Origin of the sequence: Pseudomonas sp. 8BK (assembly GCF_902506475.1) — a bacterium.
GTDB lineage: Bacteria > Pseudomonadota > Gammaproteobacteria > Pseudomonadales > Pseudomonadaceae > Aquipseudomonas > Aquipseudomonas anguilliseptica.
On record NZ_LR733252.1, the window covers coordinates 939,425 to 956,899 of the forward strand.

Sequence of the window (17,475 nt, forward strand, 5' to 3'; positions counted from 1 at the left end):
GGATCAGGCCGTGTGCGAGTCATTCTTCTTGTGTCCGGTTGCCAGGCTAAACCCAACATGTGGTGGGTGTCGCGCGATTGGCATACAAGATAATGCGCTATCTGGGGTATTGCAAGGCGATAGCGCAAGAACAACCTGTGGATAACTTGTGGGTGAATTGTGGGTTAAACCGCGCGATTGGCGGCAAGCCCGCATGCTTGCTGGGGTGTACCGTTCGTCGGTGTTGATCAGGCTTTTTCCACGGGTTACCCAGACGTGGCCTATCTCTCAGGTCGATACTACATCTAGTGTTTTTACAGAAATATGGCATGCGCTATGCAGTGCCCGGGGCATTGATACAATGCCGGCCGTTTTCATGTTGTCAGGAGTCCGTTGTGGAGCAGCAGTCGTGGCACATCCTTATTGTCGAAGACGACCAGCGCCTGGCCGAGTTGACCCGTGAGTACCTGCAGGGCAACGGCCTCAACGTGTCCATCGAGATGGATGGCGCGCAGGCCGCCGCGCGGATTCTGCAGGAGCAGCCCGATCTGGTGATTCTCGACCTGATGCTGCCCGGCGAAGACGGCCTGTCGATCTGCCGCAAGGTGCGCGGGCAATACGAGGGGCCGATCCTGATGCTCACTGCGCGTACCGACGATATGGACCAGGTGCTGGGCCTGGAAATGGGGGCGGACGATTATGTCTGCAAACCGGTGCGCCCGCGCGTGTTGCTGGCGCGCATCCGTGCGCTGCTGCGCCGTCATGAAGGCAGTGAGGCCCAGGCCCCTGGCGAGCGCCGGCGTCTGCAGTTCGGCCCGCTGGTGATCGACAGCGCCATGCGTGAAGCCTGGCTGGGTGAGCAGGGCATCGAGCTGACCAGCGCCGAATTCGACCTGCTGTGGCTGCTGACCTCCAATGCCGGGCGGATTCTCTCGCGCGAGGAAATTTTCAACGCATTGCGCGGCATCGAGTACGACGGTCAGGACCGTTCCATCGACGTGCGCATTTCTCGCATCCGCCCGAAAATCGGTGACGACCCGATGCACCCGCGGCTGATCAAGACCGTGCGCAGCAAGGGCTATCTGTTTGTTGCCGAAGCGGCTGAAGCGCTGACATGAATTCACTGCGATGAACTCGATCTTCCTGCGCATCTACGGCGGCATGCTCGCCGTGCTGGTGCTTGTTGCGCTGCTCGGTGTCGGCGCGCTGCAGCTGCTCAACGAAGTGCGGGTCGATCAATACCGTGAGCGCCTGGCTCAGGGTACCTTCCGCCTGATGGCCGATAACCTCTCACCCATGGTGGATATCGAGCGGCGCCGCGCGGTGACGGTGTGGGGGCGTTTGCTCGGTATTCCGCTGCGCGTCGAGGCGCTGGAAAGCGCCGGGCTGGACAGCGGCGCACGCAACAGCCTGCGCCGCGGTCAGGTGCTGGTGCAGCAGACTGGCCCGCACGAGGCGCGCATCTTTAGTCAGTTGGGCGGGAAGCCGTTGCTGCTGATCGCCGATGTGCAGCAGGTCAGCGAGCAGCTGGCCCGCGCCACCAGCTTTCTGCTGATCGATGAGCTGGTGCGTTATCCCTGGGATGAACAGCCGCGCCGGCTGGCCGCTTTGAAAAAGGACAAACAGTTCGGTTTCGACTTGCGCCTGGTGCGCCTCGATCAGGCCGACCTCGACCCTGATCAGCGCCGCCGCGTGGACGAGGGCGATACGGTGATGGCCCTGGGTCGGGGCGGCGACAGCATTCATGTGTTCTCCGGCATCGTCGATACGCCCTGGGTGCTGGAAATCGGCCCGCTGTACCAGATGAACCCGTACCCCGCGCAGTGGCTGGTGTTGATCGGTGCGCTGGGCCTGAGTCTGATAGGTTTGATGGTCTATCTGCTGGTGCGGCCTCTGGAGCAGCGCCTGAGCGACCTGGAAGGCGCCGCCACGCGCATCGCCAGCGGTCGGCTGGATGCTCGTGTGCCAACCCGCGGCAGTGATTCGGTGGGGCGTTTGGCGGCGGCCTTCAACGCCATGGCCGAGCACCTGCAGCGCTCCTTGAGTATTCAGCGTGAGATGGTCCGTGCGGTGTCCCATGAGCTGCGCACGCCGGTGGCACGCTTGCGCTTCGGCCTGGAAATGATTGGCGACGCGGAAACCGATGCGGCGCGGCGTAAATATATGGAGGGCATGGACAGCGATATCCAGGACCTCGACAAGCTGGTCGACGAGATGCTCACTTACGCGCGCCTGGAGCAGGGCTCGCCGGCGCTGAACTTCCAGCAGGTCGATCTGGGCGAGCTGATCGATCAGGTGATCACCGAGCTGGCGCCGCTGCGCGCCAGTGTGCGGGTCGAGCATGGCCCTTCACGCGATGCCCTGGATGGCGGCGGCGCCGGCGTTGACGCCGAGCTGCGCTACCTGCATCGCGCTCTGCAGAATCTGGTAAGCAACGCCATGCGCCATGCCGAATCACGGGTGCGGGTGAGTTATCAGGTGGGCCAGCAGCGTTGCCGCCTGGATGTCGAAGATGACGGCCCCGGCGTGCCAGAAGAGGCCTGGGAGCGCATCTTTACACCCTTCCTGCGCCTGGACGACAGCCGCACGCGCGCCTCGGGCGGGCATGGTCTGGGCCTCTCCATCGTGCGGCGGATTACCTACTGGCACGGCGGCCGCGCGCAGATCAGTCGCAGCGAGGAGCTGGGCGGCGCCTGTTTTAGTCTGATCTGGCCGCGTAAGCAGGGCTAGCCGCCAGCGCGAGGCGATGGGTCAGCGGCGGGCGACTACAGAAAACAGATGCCAGTGTTTGCTGCGACCGACTGCGGTTTTTCCGCTTCGGTCGATCTCTTCCAGTTCGATGATTTCCCAGCCGTACAGCAGGTCCTGCACGTGTGCGCGGCTGTGAATGGTCAGTTGTGGGCTGTTGGCCCAGTCATCGTGCTCGCCAAAGAAGTGCCCGGCAAACAATCCGCCGTCGAGAAGCGCGTCGCTTATGCGTTGCCAGAGCTGCGCGAAGGCCTCGGGTGGGCAGAACGGTAGGGCGAAGCTGCTGTTGATCAAGCTGGCAGTGGGGAGCTTGAAGTGTTCAAACGCGGCGCAATGGGATTCCAGCGCTTCCCGGTGCTCGGTCGGTACTTGCGCGTGCAGGCACTCGAGTGCCTGAGGTTCATTATCAATCGCTACAACCTGCCAGCCACGGCGCAGTAGTTCGAGGGTGTCGCGCCCTGCGCCGCAGCCAAGATCCAGCGCCAAGCCAGGGGGCTGTTGCCAGCAGTCGAGGGCGCGCAGCAAGGTGGGTTGGGCAGGGGCCCCTTGGGTGGCGGCGTAGAAGCGGTTCTTATCCACGCGATCTGTCCTTAGAACGGTGCCGGGCACTCGAAGCGCATGCGTTCGCCCGTTTGTGGGTGGCTCAGGCTGAGCATGCTGGCATGCAGGCACAGGCGCGGGTAGGCGGCCAGGGCTTGTTCGTGGGCATACAGGCCGTCACCAAGCAGTGGGTGGCCGATGGACAGCATATGCACGCGCAGCTGGTGCGAGCGGCCGGTGATCGGCGTCAGCTCGACGCGGCAATGCTCTGCGTGGCGTTCCAGCACCTTCCAGTAGGTCAGGGCATGTTTGCCCAGTTCATGGTCGACCACGTGGCGCGGCTTGGTCGGCGGGTCGTAGCGCAGCGGCAGGTCGATGCTGCCGCTGTCCAGCTCGGGTTGGCCCCAGCACAGTGCGGTGTAGGCCTTCTCGGTTTCGCGGTCGTGAAACTGCCGCGACAGCTCGCGGTGGCTGTCGGCGTCGCGCGCCAGGACGATGATCCCCGAGGTTTCCCAGTCCAGGCGATGGACGATGCGCGCTTCCGGGTAGCCGTTTTCCTGCAGGCGGGTGACCAGGCAATCGCGGTTGTCCTCTGCGCGGCCGGGCACTGAGAGCAGCAGGGTGGGCTTGTTGATCACCAGCAGGGCGGCGTCCTGGTGGAGAATTTCGACATTCGACAGTGGCATGGGCTTTCCACAAATAGAAACGGCGGCCTGGGCCGCCGTTGCATGCTCTCAACCAATCAACGGTCGGGGAGCGTGATGTTAAGTTCCAGAATGGAACAGCTGCCCTGATTTTCCAGTGCAACCTGTACTTGATCCGAGTCGATGTTCACGTACTTGCGGATCACCTCGACCAACTCTTGCTGCAGGGCCGGCAGGTAGTCCGGCTGGCTGCGCTGGCCGCGCTCGTGGGCGACGATGATTTGCAGACGCTCTTTCGCAATGGACGCGGTGGTTTCTTTCTTGCGCTCACGAAAGAAGTCAAAAATGTTCATTCACGACCTCCAAACAGGCGTTGCATGAATCCCTTCTTCTGCACATCGAGGAACCGATGTGCCACTTCCTTGCCCAGCAGACGGTCAACCGCGTCGCTGTAGGCCTGGCCTGCATCGCTCTGGTCATCGAGGATCACCGGCACGCCCTGGTTCGAGGCCTTGAGTACGGCTTGCGATTCAGGAATCACGCCGAGCAGGCGGATGGCGAGGATTTCTTCGACGTCTTCAACGCCAAGCATTTCGCCTTTGACCACGCGCTCAGGGTTGTAGCGGGTCAGCAGCAGGTGTTCCTTGATCGGCTCTTCGCCTTTCTCGGCGCGGCGCGATTTGCTCGCCAGCAGGCCGAGCATGCGGTCGGAGTCGCGTACCGAGGAGACTTCCGGGTTGGTCACGACAATCGCTTCATCGGCGAAGTACATGGCCAGGTGCGCGCCTTTCTCGATACCGGCCGGCGAGTCGCAGACCACGTATTCGAAGTTTTCGCGCAGCTCGTTGATGATTTTCTCGACGCCTTCCTGAGTCAGGGCATCCTTGTCACGGGTCTGGCTTGCAGCCAGTACGTAGAGATTTTCCAGGCGCTTGTCTTTGATCAGGGCCTGGGTGAGGGTTGCTTCGCCGTTGACCACGTTGACGAAGTCGTACACCACGCGGCGTTCGCAGCCCATGATCAGGTCAAGGTTACGCAGGCCGACGTCAAAATCGACGATGACAGTCTTGTGCCCGCGCAGGGCGAGGCCGGTACCGATGGCAGCGCTGGTGGTGGTTTTACCGACGCCACCTTTGCCGGACGTAACAACGAGGATCTTGGCCAAGGTGATTCACCCCAAAATGTAGAAAAAACGCAGGTTTCCGTGGCCTATCTCAGGCTTCCGGGTGCCCTGTCTGTGTCCTTGAAAAGTGGCGGCAGTATCCGTTAAAGGCGGGTGATGTTCAACACGTCACCCGACAGGCTGACATGCACCGCTTCGCCCCAGAGCGGGTCACGGCGCAAGTCTTCGGCCACCTTGTATTGGCCGGCGATGGAGAGCAGTTCGGCGCCCATCTGCTGGCAGAAAATCCGTGCCTTGAGATTGCCCTTGATGCCGGCCAGTGCTCGGCCGCGCATCGGTGCGTAAACATGGATGTTGCCGTCGGCGAGAAGTTCCGCGCCGGCGCTGACCGGGGCCAGGACGATCAGGTCGCCGCCCTGGGCATATACCTGTTGGCCGCCGCGTACTGGGCTGGTGATGATTTTGCTCGGCTTGAACTCGGGTTCGGCGGGCTTTTCCGGCTTTGGCGGGGCCAGGTCGATCAAGCGTTCACGCGCGCCGGAGGGTGGTAGTACGGGCAAGTCCAGCGCTTCGGCGGCGGCGATATCGGCTTCACGGTTGGCGCGGATCGCCAGGGTACGCAGGCCGTGCTTGCGGCAGACCGCCATAAGCTCGGCCAGATCCAGTCCGCCTTCGCCTTCCGGCAGCTTGTCCAGGGCCAGTACCAGCGGGGTGTTGCTGAAGAAGGCTGGGGCCTGGGCGACTTTTTCGCTGAGCTGCTGGTCGAGGCGGGCGAGGTCGTTGTGCGCCAGCTCCATCACGGTGATGGCCAGCATGCTGCCTTTAAGCTGGAATACGGGGTCTTGCTCGAGGAGATCAGCTTGGCTCATGGTCTGCCTGATACGGCCCTTATTTAGGAACTGGGGGAAAAGTAAGCCGGACTTATAGCGAGAACGCCGCGCGCTCGCAAGTTGCGCGCCGCGAAACCAGGCGGCAGACAAACTCCTGATAGAATGCCGCGCTTTATTGCGTGCCTTGGACCTGTGTTATGGATCGCCCAGTATTTCGCACTTATTTCCTGCATCCGCGTTTCTGGCTGTTGTGGTTGGGCTTGGGCCTGCTGTGGCTGGTCGCTCAGCTGCCTTATAAGGTGCTGTTGTGGATGGGGCGCTGCCTGGGTGGGGTGATGTACCGCCTGGCCAGTTCGCGGCGCAAGATTGCCGCGCGCAATCTGGAACTGTGTTTCCCGCAGATGCCAGTCGCCGAGCGCGAAGCGCTATTAAAGGAAAACTTCGCTTCCACCGGAATTACCTTCTTTGAAATGGCTATCGCCTGGTGGTGGCCCGCCGAGCGCCTGCGTCGCCTGGGCAGCATCGAAGGCCTGGAGCATCTGCGTCAGGCCGAGGCCGACGGCCAGGGCGTGATCCTTATGGCGCTGCATTTCACCACCCTGGAAATGGGCGGCGGCCTGCTCGGCATGGCGCAGAACATGTACGGCATGTACCGCCCGCACAAGAATCCGCTGTTCGACTACATGCAGCGTCGCGGCCGCGAGCAGCGTCTGCTCGGGGTGATTGGTCGTGACGACGTGCGCGGCATGCTCAAGCTGCTGCGCGCCGGTGGGGTGGTCTGGTATGCACCGGATCAGGATTACGGCGCCCAGCGCAGTGTGTTTGTGCCGCTCTTCGGTGTGCCGGCGGCCACCGTCACCGCCACCAGCAAGTTCGCCCGTATGGGGCGTGCTCAGGTGATTCCTTTTACCCAGCAGCGTTTGCCCGATGGCCAGGGCTATCGTCTGGTGATTCATCCACCGCTGGCGGACTTCCCCACTGACAGCGAAGAGGCCGACTGCCTGCGGGTCAATCAGTGGATCGAGCAGGCGATCAGCCAGTGTCCTGAGCAATACCTTTGGGCGCACCGACGCTTCAAGACGCGCCCCGAAGGCGAGCCGAAGCTCTATAAGAAGAAACGTTAGAGCCGCCATCCAATTGGCGGGTTGTTGCGCTGAAGTGAGGTTTCTTGGCGTTGAGCTGTTCCGTGTGCGCCAGGCTGGCTCCTATACTGGCTTAAACACAATAGGAAACAGCCTATGCCGCACACTGCTTCAACCAATAAGCCGGTCACCGGGCTGATTCTCTCAGGCGGTGGCGCGCGGGCGGCCTATCAGGTTGGCGTGTTGTCGGCGATTGCCGACTTGCTGCCCAACGCCGCGCACAATCCCTTTCCGGTTATCGTCGGTACTTCGGCCGGTGCGATCAATGCGGTGGGGTTGGCCTGCGGCGCGTTGCACTTCACCGAAGCGGTGCGCCGGCTGACCAGCGTCTGGCAGGGTTTTCATACTCATCAGGTATACCGCAGTGATTGGCCGGGCGTGTTGCGCCAGGCCAGTCGCTTTATTGGCCACAGCTTGCTCGGGCTGGGCGGCCAGGTGCCGGTGGCGCTGCTCGACAGTTCGCCGCTGGCCGATCTGCTCGGGCGCGAGCTGGATTTTAGTGGGATCGCCGCGGCCGTGCGCCATCGTCAATTGCGCGCAGTGGCGGTGACTGCATTCGGTTATGAAACCGGTCAGGCGGTGACCTTCTATCAAGGCCGCGCCACTATCGATCCCTGGTTCCGCCATCGTCGGGTCGGTGTGCCAACCCGCCTGGCCCTTGAGCACCTGCTGGCCAGTGCCTCGATTCCGTTGATATTTCCGCCGGTAAAGATCAACCGTGAATACTTCGGCGACGGTGCGGTGCGCCAGTCCGCGCCGATTAGCCCGGCTCTGCATTTGGGTGCGACGCGGGTGCTGGTGGTTGGGGTCAGTGGCAATCCGGCCGGGCCGCAGGCTCAGCTGCCGGTAGTGCGGCCGCAGCACAGCCGGCCGCCGAGCCTGGCGCAGATCAGCGGGCATATGCTCAACAGCACCTTTATTGACAGCCTGGAAAGCGATATTGAATTGCTTGAGCGGCTTAACCAGATGGGCAGGTTGATTCCCGCCGAAAGCCATCCACGTGGTTTGGGCCTCAAACCGGTGGATGTGCTGGTGATTTCTCCCAGCCAGCCGCTGGACCTGATCGCCGCGCGCCATCGCCATGAGCTGCCCAGGGCTCTGCGTCTTTTCTTGCGTGGGCCAGGGGCAACCAAAGCCAGCGGGGCAGGGGTGCTAAGTTACCTGCTGTTCGAGCCGGGTTACTGCAACGAGCTGATTGAGCTGGGTTATCAGGACGCCATGACGCAGAAAGCCCGCCTGATCGAGTTTCTCTGTCTGGACAGTCCGCCGGTACCGGCAGTGATTCCGGTAACCGCCTAGCCAGGCCGTCACCTATCGTTTGATCCCGGCCGCCTGCGCGGCCAAATTCCTTTTCCGCGTGGCCGAGAAAACCGCGCCAAGGCGGGTGGCTGCATTTAAACTGCGCCTTCCCGATGCTTTCTGTCGCATTTGCGAAAGCAGCGGATTTCCTCGGGTTGGCGCTATAAGAAGTTGTCGCATGGCGGCAATGCCAGCCCCGGATCAGTCCCTACAATCCTTCACATCGCCTGCTATTGAATGCAGGTGTTCCTCGTTAGGAGAGCTCAGATGTCCGTTCAGCACGACCCGGTGCAACGCGCCGATTTCGACCAGGTGATGGTGCCCAACTACGCACCCGCTGCTTTTATTCCAGTACGTGGCGCCGGTTCGCGCGTGTGGGATCAGAGCGGTCGCGAGCTGATCGACTTTGCCGGCGGTATTGCCGTCAACGTGCTGGGTCACGCCCATCCGGCGCTGGTCAAGGCGCTCACCGAGCAGGCCGGCAACCTCTGGCACGTATCCAACGTGTTCACCAACGAGCCGGCCTTGCGCCTGGCCAAGAAGCTGATCGGCGTCACCTTCGCCGAGCGCGTGTTCTTCTGTAACTCCGGCGCCGAAGCCAACGAGGCCGCCTTCAAGCTGGCCCGTCGCGTGGCGTTTGATAAGTACGGCGAAGACAAGTGCGAGATCATCGCTGCGACCAACAGTTTCCATGGTCGCACCCTGTTTACCGTCAGCGTCGGCGGCCAGCCGAAGTATTCCGACGGTTTCGGCCCGAAGATTCAGGGCATCAGCCACATTCCGTATAACGACATCGAGGCGCTGAAGGCCGCGGTATCCGATAAGACCTGCGCCGTGGTGCTGGAGCCGATTCAGGGTGAGGGCGGCGTGTTGCCGGCTGACCTGGCTTACCTGCAAGCGGCCCGTGAGCTATGCGACAAGCACAATGCGCTGCTGGTATTCGACGAAGTGCAGAGCGGCATGGGGCGTAGTGGTGCGCTGTTCGCCTATCAGCATTACGGCGTGACCCCGGACATTCTCTCCAGCGCCAAGAGCCTGGGCGGCGGTTTCCCGATTGGCGCCATGCTCACCACTAGCGAGCTGGCCAAGCACCTGGCAGTCGGCACTCACGGCACCACTTACGGCGGTAACCCGCTGGCCTGTGCGGTGGGTGAGGCGGTGATCGATACCATCAACACCCCTGAAGTACTCAACGGGGTGAAGGCCAAGCATCTGCGCTTCAAAACCAAGCTGGAGCAGATCGGTCAGCAGTACGGCGTGTTCAGCGAAGTACGCGGTCTCGGTCTGCTGATCGGTGCTGTGCTGTCCGATGCCTGGAAAGGCAAGGCCAAGGCGATTCTCGACGCCGCTGCCGTGGAAGGCGTGATGGTGCTGCAGGCCAGCCCGGATGTGGTGCGCTTCGCCCCGAGCCTGGTGGTGGAAGACGCCGATATCGATGAGGGTCTGGCGCGTTTCGAGCGTGCCGTGGCCAAGCTGACCCAAGCCTGATTGCCGGCCTGGCCTGCCGTTATACGGCGGGTCAGGCTGCGCTTGCTCGACCCACGGATGGGTTGAGCTAACAGCAAGGAAGCCTGTCTCTGTGTGTGCCGCAGTTGTGTTGCGGTTTTCTCTGAGCCGTCCGCGTTGGGCTGCTTGGAGCTTTTATCAAAAGGAGTGGCACCATGCTGGTGATGCGCCCCGCGCAAATGGCCGACCTCACTGAAGTGCAGCGTCTCGCCGCGGACAGCCCGGTTGGTGTGACTTCACTGCCGGACGATGCCGATCGTTTGCGCGAAAAGATTGCTGCCTCGGAGGCCTCGTTTTCCGCCGAAGTCAGCTTCAACGGTGAAGAAAGCTACTTCTTCGTTCTCGAAGACAGCGAGAGCGGCCGCCTGGTTGGCTGCTCCGGTATCGTTGCTTCGGCCGGCTACTCCGAGCCGTTCTACAGCTTCCGTAACGAAACCTTTGTGCACAACTCCCGTGAGCTGAAGATCCATAACAAGATCCACGTGCTCTCGCTGTGCCACGACCTCACCGGTAACAGCCTGCTGACCAGCTTCTACGTCGAGCGGCCGCTGGTGAACACCGCCTGGTCGGAACTCAATTCGCGCGGTCGCCTGCTGTTTCTCGCCAACCACCCGGAGCGCTTTGCCGATGCGCTGGTGGTGGAGATTGTCGGCTACAGCGACGAGGCCGGTGATTCGCCGTTCTGGGATGCCGTGGGGCGTAACTTCTTCGACATGAACTACACCGAGGCCGAGCGCCTGTGTGGTCTGAAAAGCCGCACCTTCCTCGCAGAGCTGATGCCGCATTACCCGATCTACGTGCCGCTGCTGCCGGATGAGGCGCAAGAAGCCATGGGCCAGGTGCATCCTCGGGCGCAGATCAGCTTCGACATTCTGATGCGTGAAGGTTTCGAGACTGACCATTACATCGATATCTTCGATGGCGGCCCGACCCTGCACGCGCGCACCTCGGGTATCCGCTCGATTGCCCAGAGCCGAGTGGTGCCGGTGCGCATCGGCGAGCCTGGCAAAGGCGGGCGGCCGTACCTGGTCAGCAACGGCCAGCTGCAGGATTTCCGCGCGATTGTCGCGGAGCTGGATTGGGTGCCGGGTAAGCCGGTCACCTTGAGTGTTGCGGCCGCCGAGGCCTTGGGCGTCGGCGAAGGCGTCAGCGTACGCCTGGTTGCGGTTTAAGGAGTTAGCGCATGATCGTTCGTCCCGTCCGCAGCGCCGATCTGCCGGCCCTGTTTCAACTGGCGCGCAGTACCGGCGCTGGTTTGACTACGCTGCCCGCCAATGAGGAGCGCCTGGCGCACCGCGTTGGCTGGGCCGAGAAAACCTTCCGTGGCGAAGCCGCGCGTGCCGATGCCGACTACCTGTTCGTGCTCGAAGACGACAACGGCGAGGTAGTCGGTATCTCCGCCGTCGCCGGTGCCGTTGGCCTGCGCGAGCCCTGGTACAACTACCGGGTCGGCCTGACCGTCAGCGCCTCGCAGGAGCTGAACATCCACCGGCAGGTGCCCACGCTGTTTCTGGCCAACGACCTGACCGGCAACTCCGAGCTGTGCTCGCTGTTTTTGCGCAGTGACCAGCGCAGTGGCCTGAATGGCCGGCTGTTGTCGAAGGCGCGCTTTCTGTTTATTGCCGAATTCCGCGAGCTGTTCGGCGACAAGGTGATTGCCGAGATGCGCGGCATGTCCGATGAGCAGGGCCGTTCACCGTTCTGGGAAAGCCTGGGGCGGCACTTCTTCAAGATGGAGTTCTGCCAGGCCGACTACCTTACCGGGGTGGGCAACAAGGCTTTTATCGCCGAGCTGATGCCCAAGTTTCCGCTCTATACCTGCTTCCTCTCGGAGGATGCGCGCAACATCATCGGCCGCGTGCACCCGGACACCGAGCCGGCGCTGGCCATGCTCAAGGGCGAGGGGTTCAGCTACCAGGGCTATGTCGACATCTTCGACGCCGGCCCGGCCATCGAGGCCGAGACTGCAAAAATTCGTGCCGTGCAGGACAGTCAGGTGCTGGTGTTGGCCGTCGGCACCCCAGGTGATGACGCCCCGCAGTTTCTGATCCACAACCGCAAGCGCGAAGACTGCCGGATTACCGCAGCGCCGGCACGTCTGGCCGCCGGCACCCTGGTGGTCGACGCGCAGACCGCCAAGCGTCTACGGCTGTCGGCGGGCGATCAGGTGCGAGCGGTCGCGGTTTCTGCTCGCGGCTAAAGTCGAGCGCCGTTGTTTCTATTTGCTGATCCGGCGCAAGTCGGGTCGATACCTTGCTGGGAGTGATAAAACAAGATGAGCACTCATTACATTGCCGGTGCCTGGCACGCAGGTCAGGGCGAAGCCCTGGAATCGCTCAACCCGGTCAGCCAGGAAGCTATCTGGCAAGGTCAGGCGGCCAGTGTTGCGCAGGTTGACGCCGCCGTGCAGGCCGCGCGCGCTGCATTCCCGGCTTGGGCCTCGCGTTCGCTGGATGAGCGCATCGCCGTGCTCGAGCAGTTTGCCGCCACCCTGAAAAGCCATGCCGATGCCCTGGGCCACTGCATCGGTGAAGAGACCGGCAAGCCGCTGTGGGAAACCGCCACCGAAGTCACCAGCATGGTCAACAAGGTCGCCATCTCCATCCAGAGCTACCGCGAGCGCACCGGTGAGAAGAGCGGGCCACTGGCCGACGCCACCGCCGTGCTGCGGCACAAACCGCATGGTGTGGTTGCGGTGTTTGGTCCGTACAACTTCCCCGGTCACCTGCCTAACGGTCATATCGTGCCGGCGCTGCTGGCGGGCAATTGCGTGGTGTTCAAACCCAGCGAGCTGACGCCGAAAGTCGCCGAGCTGACCGTTAAATGCTGGATCGAAGCCGGCTTGCCGGCAGGCGTGCTCAACCTGGTGCAGGGCGCGCGCGATACTGGTGTGGCTTTGGCTGCGCATGACGGCATCGACGGGCTGTTCTTCACCGGCTCCAGCAACACCGGCAACCTGCTGCACAACCAGTTCGCCGGCCGTCCGGACAAGATCCTCGCCCTGGAAATGGGCGGCAACAACCCGCTGCTGGTTGATCAGGTCGCTGATCTCAATGCAGCGGTGTACACCATTATTCAGTCGGCGTTTATATCCGCCGGCCAGCGCTGCACCTGTGCCCGTCGCCTGCTGGTACCGCAAGGGGCGTGGGGCGACAGCCTGCTGGAGCGTCTGGTGGAAGTGGCTGCAAGCATCAAGGTTGGCAGTTTCGACGCCCAGCCTGCGCCCTTCATGGGTTCGGTGATTTCCCTGGCCGCCGCGCAGCACCTGATCAAGGCTCAGCAGCATCTGCTGACCCAGGGCGCCAAACCGCTGCTGGAAATGACCCAGCCGTTGCAAGGCGCCGCCTTGCTCACCCCAGGTATCATTGATGTGACCGAAGTCGCCAATCGTCCGGATGAAGAGTTCTTCGGTCCGTTACTGCAGGTGATTCGCTACGCCGATTTCGATGCGGCCATCGTTGAGGCCAACAACACCCAGTACGGCCTGGCTGCTGGCCTGCTGTCCGACTCCAAGGCGCGCTACGAGCAGTTCTGGCTGCAGAGCCGCGCCGGTATCGTCAACTGGAACAAACAGCTGACCGGCGCCGCCAGTACTGCGCCATTCGGCGGTGTGGGCGCCTCCGGCAACCACCGCGCCAGTGCCTATTACGCGGCCGATTACTGCGCCTACCCGGTGGCCTCGCTGGAATCCGAGAGCCTAAGCCTGCCTGCCACCCTGACCCCCGGAGTAAGTCTGTGAGCAACTCATTTGAAGTGAATTTTGACGGTCTGGTCGGGCCGACTCACAACTACGGCGGCCTGTCCTATGGCAACGTCGCCTCGCAGAGCAACAGTCAGGCTGCGTCTAACCCGAAAGAAGCGGCCAAGCAGGGCCTGGCCAAGATGAAGGCTTTGATGGAGATGGGCTTCAAGCAGGGCGTGCTGGCCCCGCAGGAACGCCCGAATGTCGCCGTGCTGCGCAGCCTGGGTTTTACCGGGACCGACGCCCAGGTGGTCCAGAAGGCCGCGAAAAACGCCATGCCGCTGCTGGTCGCCAGCTGCTCGGCGTCCAGTATGTGGACGGCCAACGCCTGCACCGTCAGCCCGAGTGCCGATACGGCCGATGGTCGTGTGCATTTCACCGCCGCCAACCTCAACTGCAAATTCCACCGTTCGATCGAGCACCCGACCACCAGTCGGGTACTCGGCGCCATGTTCGCCAATGAGCAGCACTTCGCTCACCACGCCGCGCTGCCGGCAGTCGGTCAGTTCGGCGATGAAGGCGCGGCCAACCACACGCGCTTCTGCAAAGGCTACGGCGATGCCGGTGTGGAGTTCTTCGTGTTCGGTCGCAGCGCCTTTGACAGCCGCTTCCCGGCGCCGCAACGTTACCCGGCGCGGCAGACTCTGGAGGCCTCGCAGGCGGTTGCCCGTCTGCACGGTCTGAGCGATGAGGGCGTGGTTTACGCCCAGCAAACGCCTGCGGTGATTGATCAGGGCGTGTTCCACAACGATGTGATCGCGGTGGGCAATGGCGAGGTGTTGTTCTATCACCAGGACGCCTTTCTCGACACCGACAAGGTGCTGGCTGAACTGAGCGACAAGCTCGCCCGCCGTGGCGGCAACTTCCAGGCTGTGTGCGTACCGCGTGATGCGGTGACGGTGGAGGATGCGGTCAAGTCCTACCTGTTCAACAGCCAGCTGTTGACTCGCGCCGATGGCAGCATGCTGCTGATCGTGCCGGAGGAATGTCGCAACAACGCCAACGTCTGGCGCTACCTGGAGCAGCTGACCAGCGGTAACGGGCCGATCCGCGAGGTCAAGGTATTCGACCTCAAGCAGAGCATGCAGAATGGCGGTGGCCCGGCATGCCTGCGCTTGCGCGTGGCGCTCAAGGAGCACGAGCTGGCGGCGGTCAATCAAGGCGTGATCATGACCCCGACCCTGCATGACAGCCTCAGCGTCTGGGTCGACAAGCACTACCGTGATCGCCTGAGCGAAAACGACCTGGCTGACCCACAATTGCTCAATGAATGTCGTACGGCCTTGGACGAACTGACGCAGATCCTTAAACTGGGCGCGGTTTATCCATTCCAATTAGCTTGATTGAGTACTTATTACCATGTCCGACGCCCTGCAACTGATCCTCGAAGACACCGATGGCACCCAGCTGGAAACCTCCTGCACGCGGTTTGCCGTGGTCTGGCAGGGCAAGGAAATCTGGATTCAGCAGGTTGGTAATGGCCAGCTGATGATTGGCGTGGATGTGGAGGAGGGCGACACCGAATACGCCAACCTGCTGCTGCGCCCACTGGCCACCAACCTGGTCAGCCTGGAGCTGGAAATGGAATCGGCCGATCTGGCGGATGAAGACGGCCATGTGCATGGCCCAGATTGTAATCACGATTGAGGAAACGCCCATGCTTGCCCTCGGCAAACTGCTTGAACTGACCCTCGCCGGCCACGAACCGGCAGCGAAGATTCAGCTGACCCCCGAGGGCACGCGTTTGCGTTGGCTGGCCGAAGGCGCATTGGAAATAACGCCGCCGGTGGCCAGCGACAATGGCCTGGATCTGCTGCTGTCTGCCGGCATCCATGGCAACGAAACCGCGCCGATTGAATTGCTCGACCGCCTGCTGCAAGGCATCGCTCGCAACCAGCTGAAACCGCGCGCGCGCATTCTCTTTCTGTTCGGTAACCCCGCTGCCATGCGCAGCGGTGAGCGTTATATCGAGCAGGACATCAACCGCTTGTTCAACGGCCGCCACGATCAGCACACCGGCGCGGAAGCGTTGCGCGCCTGTGATCTGGAGCATCTGGCTGCAACCTTCTTCAGCAAGCCGGATCGCACCCGTCTGCATTACGACCTGCACACCGCGATTCGCGCGTCGAAGATCGAACAGTTCGCCCTCTATCCCTTTCAGGAAGGCCGTCCGCGCAGCCAGCGCGAACTGGCGCGCTTGAGCGCAGCCGGAATCGAAGCGGTGCTGCTGCACAACAAGAGTTCGATCACCTTCAGCGCCTACACCTATACCCAGCTGGGTGCGGAGGCCTTCACCCTGGAACTGGGCAAGGCACGGCCGTTCGGGCAGAACGAACTGGTCAACCTTGATCTGCTTGAGCAGCATTTGCGGGCGCTGATCGAGGGCCGCGAGCCAGAAGGTGCCGCTGATGATCTGGGCGAGCTGAAGTTATTTGCCGTAGCGCGCGAGGTGATCAAACACAGCGACGCCTTCAAGCTGCACCTGCCGGCGGATATCGAGAACTTCAGTGAATTGCCACTTGGCTACCTGTTGGCCGAGGATCTGGCCGATACCCGCTGGGTGGTGGATGAGCCGGGTGCCCGCATCATCTTCCCCAATCCCAAGGTCAAGAACGGCCTGCGCGCCGGTATCCTGATCGTCCCGGCCGAAGATGTGCAGCTGGCTTGATCCAGTAGGGTGGATGGCGCTTTATCCATCCGCCAATTGATGCACGCAAGGTGGATGAAAAAGGCGTCATCCACCCTACACATCTGTCCTGCGTTTTCTTACCTGATCTGTACCTTGTTTGCCTATGTGGCGCGCTTTAGCATCGGGCTTTAGCCCCATTAAGGACTGCCCGCCATGCCCGTTATCGACCTGCGCAGCGACACCGTCACCCAGCCGACCCCTGGTATGCGCGAGGCCATGCAGGCCGCCGAACTGGGCGATGACGTGTATGGCGAAGACCCCACGGTCAATCACCTGGAGCAGTTTCTGGCCGCCGAGCTGGGCTTCGAGGCAGCGCTGTTTGTACCCACCGGTACCATGAGTAACCTGCTCGGGCTGATGGCCCACTGCGCACGCGGTGACGAATATATCGTCGGTCAGCAGGCGCATACCTATAAGTACGAAGGCGGCGGCGCGGCGGTGCTGGGCTCGATCCAGCCGCAGCCGATCGAGGGCGAAGCCGATGGCTCGCTGGATCTGGCCAAGGTTGAAGCAGCAATCAAACAGGATGACTTCCACTTCGCCCGCACCCGCCTGCTGGCACTGGAAAACACCATGCAGGGCAAGGTACTGCCGCAGGCTTATCTGCAGGCGGCGCGTGAGTTGTGCACGCGACGTGGCTTGGCTCTGCATCTCGACGGCGCGCGTTTGTATAACGCGGCGGTCAAGCTGGGCGTGCCTGCGCGGGAAATCACTCAATACTTCGATTCGGTCTCGGTGTGCCTGTCCAAGGGCCTTGGCGCACCGATTGGCTCGGTGCTGTGCGGCTCAGCCGAGTTGATCGGTAAGGCGCGGCGGCTGCGCAAAATGGTCGGCGGCGGCATGCGTCAAGCCGGTATGCTCGCGGCGGCCGGTTTGTATGCGCTGCAGTATCAGGTTTCGCGCTTGGCTGAGGATCATGCCAATGCCGAGCGTTTGGCCGCAGGCTTGCGTGAGCTGGGTTATGCGGTGGAGCCGGTGCAGACCAATATGGTCTACGCCCAGGTGGGTGAACAGGCCGGCCCGCTGAAGGCCTTCTGCGCCGAGCGCGGGATCAAGCTCACTGCTGCGCCGCGGCTGCGCATGGTCACGCATTTGGATATTGCCGCTGCGGATATCGATCAGGTGGTGGCAGCTTTCGCCGAATTTCGCCGGAGTTGATTGTCTTGGAGCGATGAATAGTCGCTCTCTATCAATAAAGGCACTAGCCCCCTAGCGCAGGCCCGATATAATGCG

The 17,475-nt window shown here is 62.2% G+C and carries 17 protein-coding genes; 12 read left to right on the plus strand and 5 right to left on the minus strand.

The window, feature by feature from the left end; all coding sequences use genetic code 11:
* The first annotated feature begins 374 nt into the window (after nt 1–374).
* Together ACIN8IBEIGE_RS04240 and ACIN8IBEIGE_RS04245 are read left to right on the plus strand one after the other, a co-directional pair.
* A complete protein-coding gene (locus ACIN8IBEIGE_RS04240; RefSeq protein ID WP_160013562.1) occupies nt 375–1,097 on the plus strand; it encodes a response regulator in 723 nt (240 codons plus the stop codon).
* Nucleotides 1,098–1,107: 10 nt separating this feature from the next.
* Nucleotides 1,108–2,709, plus strand: coding sequence for an ATP-binding protein (locus tag ACIN8IBEIGE_RS04245; protein ID WP_160013563.1), 1,602 nt, complete (start codon nt 1,108–1,110; stop codon nt 2,707–2,709).
* Nucleotides 2,710–2,730: 21 nt separating this feature from the next.
* On the opposite strand, the gene ACIN8IBEIGE_RS04250 is transcribed toward ACIN8IBEIGE_RS04245, so the two are convergent.
* The 5 genes from ACIN8IBEIGE_RS04250 to minC form a co-directional block, all read right to left on the minus strand.
* A complete protein-coding gene (locus ACIN8IBEIGE_RS04250) occupies nt 2,731–3,306 on the minus strand; it encodes a trans-aconitate 2-methyltransferase (RefSeq protein ID WP_160013564.1) in 576 nt (191 codons plus the stop codon).
* An 11-nt stretch (nt 3,307–3,317) separates the two neighbouring features.
* Nucleotides 3,318–3,953, minus strand: coding sequence for an RluA family pseudouridine synthase (locus ACIN8IBEIGE_RS04255; RefSeq protein ID WP_160013565.1), 636 nt, complete (start codon nt 3,951–3,953; stop codon nt 3,318–3,320).
* 56 nt (nt 3,954–4,009) lie between these two features.
* Entirely contained in the window at nt 4,010–4,264 is a 255-nt protein-coding gene (gene minE / locus ACIN8IBEIGE_RS04260; RefSeq protein ID WP_025165363.1) for a cell division topological specificity factor MinE, read from the minus strand.
* The gene (gene minD, locus ACIN8IBEIGE_RS04265; protein ID WP_090251774.1) at nt 4,261–5,076 is read right to left on the minus strand and encodes a septum site-determining protein MinD; all 816 of its coding nucleotides are present in this window, start codon (nt 5,074–5,076) and stop codon (nt 4,261–4,263) included. The genes minE and minD overlap by 4 nt, the downstream gene beginning before the upstream one ends.
* Nucleotides 5,077–5,177: 101 nt before the next feature.
* Nucleotides 5,178–5,903: a septum site-determining protein MinC gene (gene minC / locus ACIN8IBEIGE_RS04270; RefSeq protein ID WP_160013566.1), complete on the minus strand. Its 726-nt coding sequence runs from the start codon at nt 5,901–5,903 to the stop codon at nt 5,178–5,180.
* 158 nt (nt 5,904–6,061) lie between these two features.
* Here minC and ACIN8IBEIGE_RS04275 point away from each other — a divergent pair, with 158 nt between their 5' ends.
* From ACIN8IBEIGE_RS04275 to ltaE, 10 genes are all read left to right on the plus strand, one after another.
* Complete coding sequence (locus ACIN8IBEIGE_RS04275) at nt 6,062–6,988, plus strand: lipid A biosynthesis lauroyl acyltransferase (protein WP_160013567.1); 927 nt, start codon at nt 6,062–6,064, stop codon at nt 6,986–6,988.
* Between the two features lie 114 nt (nt 6,989–7,102).
* Entirely contained in the window at nt 7,103–8,305 is a 1,203-nt protein-coding gene (locus tag ACIN8IBEIGE_RS04280; protein ID WP_160013568.1) for a patatin-like phospholipase family protein, read from the plus strand.
* Nucleotides 8,306–8,572: 267 nt separating this feature from the next.
* The gene (locus ACIN8IBEIGE_RS04285) at nt 8,573–9,793 is read left to right on the plus strand and encodes an aspartate aminotransferase family protein (RefSeq protein WP_160013569.1); all 1,221 of its coding nucleotides are present in this window, start codon (nt 8,573–8,575) and stop codon (nt 9,791–9,793) included.
* Between the two features lie 173 nt (nt 9,794–9,966).
* Nucleotides 9,967–10,983 (plus strand): arginine/ornithine succinyltransferase subunit alpha, encoded by a 1,017-nt coding sequence (gene aruF / locus ACIN8IBEIGE_RS04290; protein WP_090382898.1) that lies wholly within the window; start codon nt 9,967–9,969, stop codon nt 10,981–10,983.
* An 11-nt stretch (nt 10,984–10,994) separates the two neighbouring features.
* Nucleotides 10,995–12,011: an arginine N-succinyltransferase gene (gene astA, locus ACIN8IBEIGE_RS04295; RefSeq protein WP_160013570.1), complete on the plus strand. Its 1,017-nt coding sequence runs from the start codon at nt 10,995–10,997 to the stop codon at nt 12,009–12,011.
* Between the two features lie 75 nt (nt 12,012–12,086).
* A complete protein-coding gene (gene astD / locus ACIN8IBEIGE_RS04300; RefSeq protein ID WP_160013571.1) occupies nt 12,087–13,550 on the plus strand; it encodes a succinylglutamate-semialdehyde dehydrogenase in 1,464 nt (487 codons plus the stop codon).
* Entirely contained in the window at nt 13,547–14,896 is a 1,350-nt protein-coding gene (gene astB / locus ACIN8IBEIGE_RS04305) for an N-succinylarginine dihydrolase (protein WP_160013572.1), read from the plus strand. Before astD ends, astB begins: the two co-directional genes overlap by 4 nt.
* Before the next feature lie 16 nt (nt 14,897–14,912).
* Nucleotides 14,913–15,200 (plus strand): topoisomerase II, encoded by a 288-nt coding sequence (locus tag ACIN8IBEIGE_RS04310; RefSeq protein WP_160013573.1) that lies wholly within the window; start codon nt 14,913–14,915, stop codon nt 15,198–15,200.
* 10 nt (nt 15,201–15,210) lie between these two features.
* A complete protein-coding gene (gene astE / locus ACIN8IBEIGE_RS04315; RefSeq protein WP_160013574.1) occupies nt 15,211–16,221 on the plus strand; it encodes a succinylglutamate desuccinylase in 1,011 nt (336 codons plus the stop codon).
* 174 nt (nt 16,222–16,395) lie between these two features.
* The gene (ltaE, locus tag ACIN8IBEIGE_RS04320; RefSeq protein WP_160013575.1) at nt 16,396–17,400 is read left to right on the plus strand and encodes a low-specificity L-threonine aldolase; all 1,005 of its coding nucleotides are present in this window, start codon (nt 16,396–16,398) and stop codon (nt 17,398–17,400) included.
* Nucleotides 17,401–17,475: the final 75 nt, after the last annotated feature.

What these genes read in the sequence shown, in the direction of transcription:
- ACIN8IBEIGE_RS04245 (WP_160013563.1), top strand. Translation starts at nt 1,108, where the DNA reads ATGAACTCGATCTTCCTGCGCATCTACGGCGGCATGCTCGCCGTGCTG.
- ACIN8IBEIGE_RS04310 (WP_160013573.1), top strand. Translation starts at nt 14,913, where the DNA reads ATGTCCGACGCCCTGCAACTGATCCTCGAAGACACCGATGGCACCCAG.
- astD (WP_160013571.1), top strand. Translation starts at nt 12,087, where the DNA reads ATGAGCACTCATTACATTGCCGGTGCCTGGCACGCAGGTCAGGGCGAA.
- astE (WP_160013574.1), top strand. Translation starts at nt 15,211, where the DNA reads ATGCTTGCCCTCGGCAAACTGCTTGAACTGACCCTCGCCGGCCACGAA.
- ACIN8IBEIGE_RS04285 (WP_160013569.1), top strand. Translation starts at nt 8,573, where the DNA reads ATGTCCGTTCAGCACGACCCGGTGCAACGCGCCGATTTCGACCAGGTG.
- minC (WP_160013566.1), bottom strand. Translation starts at nt 5,903, where the DNA reads ATGAGCCAAGCTGATCTCCTCGAGCAAGACCCCGTATTCCAGCTTAAA.
- ACIN8IBEIGE_RS04255 (WP_160013565.1), bottom strand. Translation starts at nt 3,953, where the DNA reads ATGCCACTGTCGAATGTCGAAATTCTCCACCAGGACGCCGCCCTGCTG.
- astA (WP_160013570.1), top strand. Translation starts at nt 10,995, where the DNA reads ATGATCGTTCGTCCCGTCCGCAGCGCCGATCTGCCGGCCCTGTTTCAA.
- ACIN8IBEIGE_RS04275 (WP_160013567.1), top strand. Translation starts at nt 6,062, where the DNA reads ATGGATCGCCCAGTATTTCGCACTTATTTCCTGCATCCGCGTTTCTGG.
- ACIN8IBEIGE_RS04280 (WP_160013568.1), top strand. Translation starts at nt 7,103, where the DNA reads ATGCCGCACACTGCTTCAACCAATAAGCCGGTCACCGGGCTGATTCTC.
- aruF (WP_090382898.1), top strand. Translation starts at nt 9,967, where the DNA reads ATGCTGGTGATGCGCCCCGCGCAAATGGCCGACCTCACTGAAGTGCAG.
- ltaE (WP_160013575.1), top strand. Translation starts at nt 16,396, where the DNA reads ATGCCCGTTATCGACCTGCGCAGCGACACCGTCACCCAGCCGACCCCT.
- minE (WP_025165363.1), bottom strand. Translation starts at nt 4,264, where the DNA reads ATGAACATTTTTGACTTCTTTCGTGAGCGCAAGAAAGAAACCACCGCG.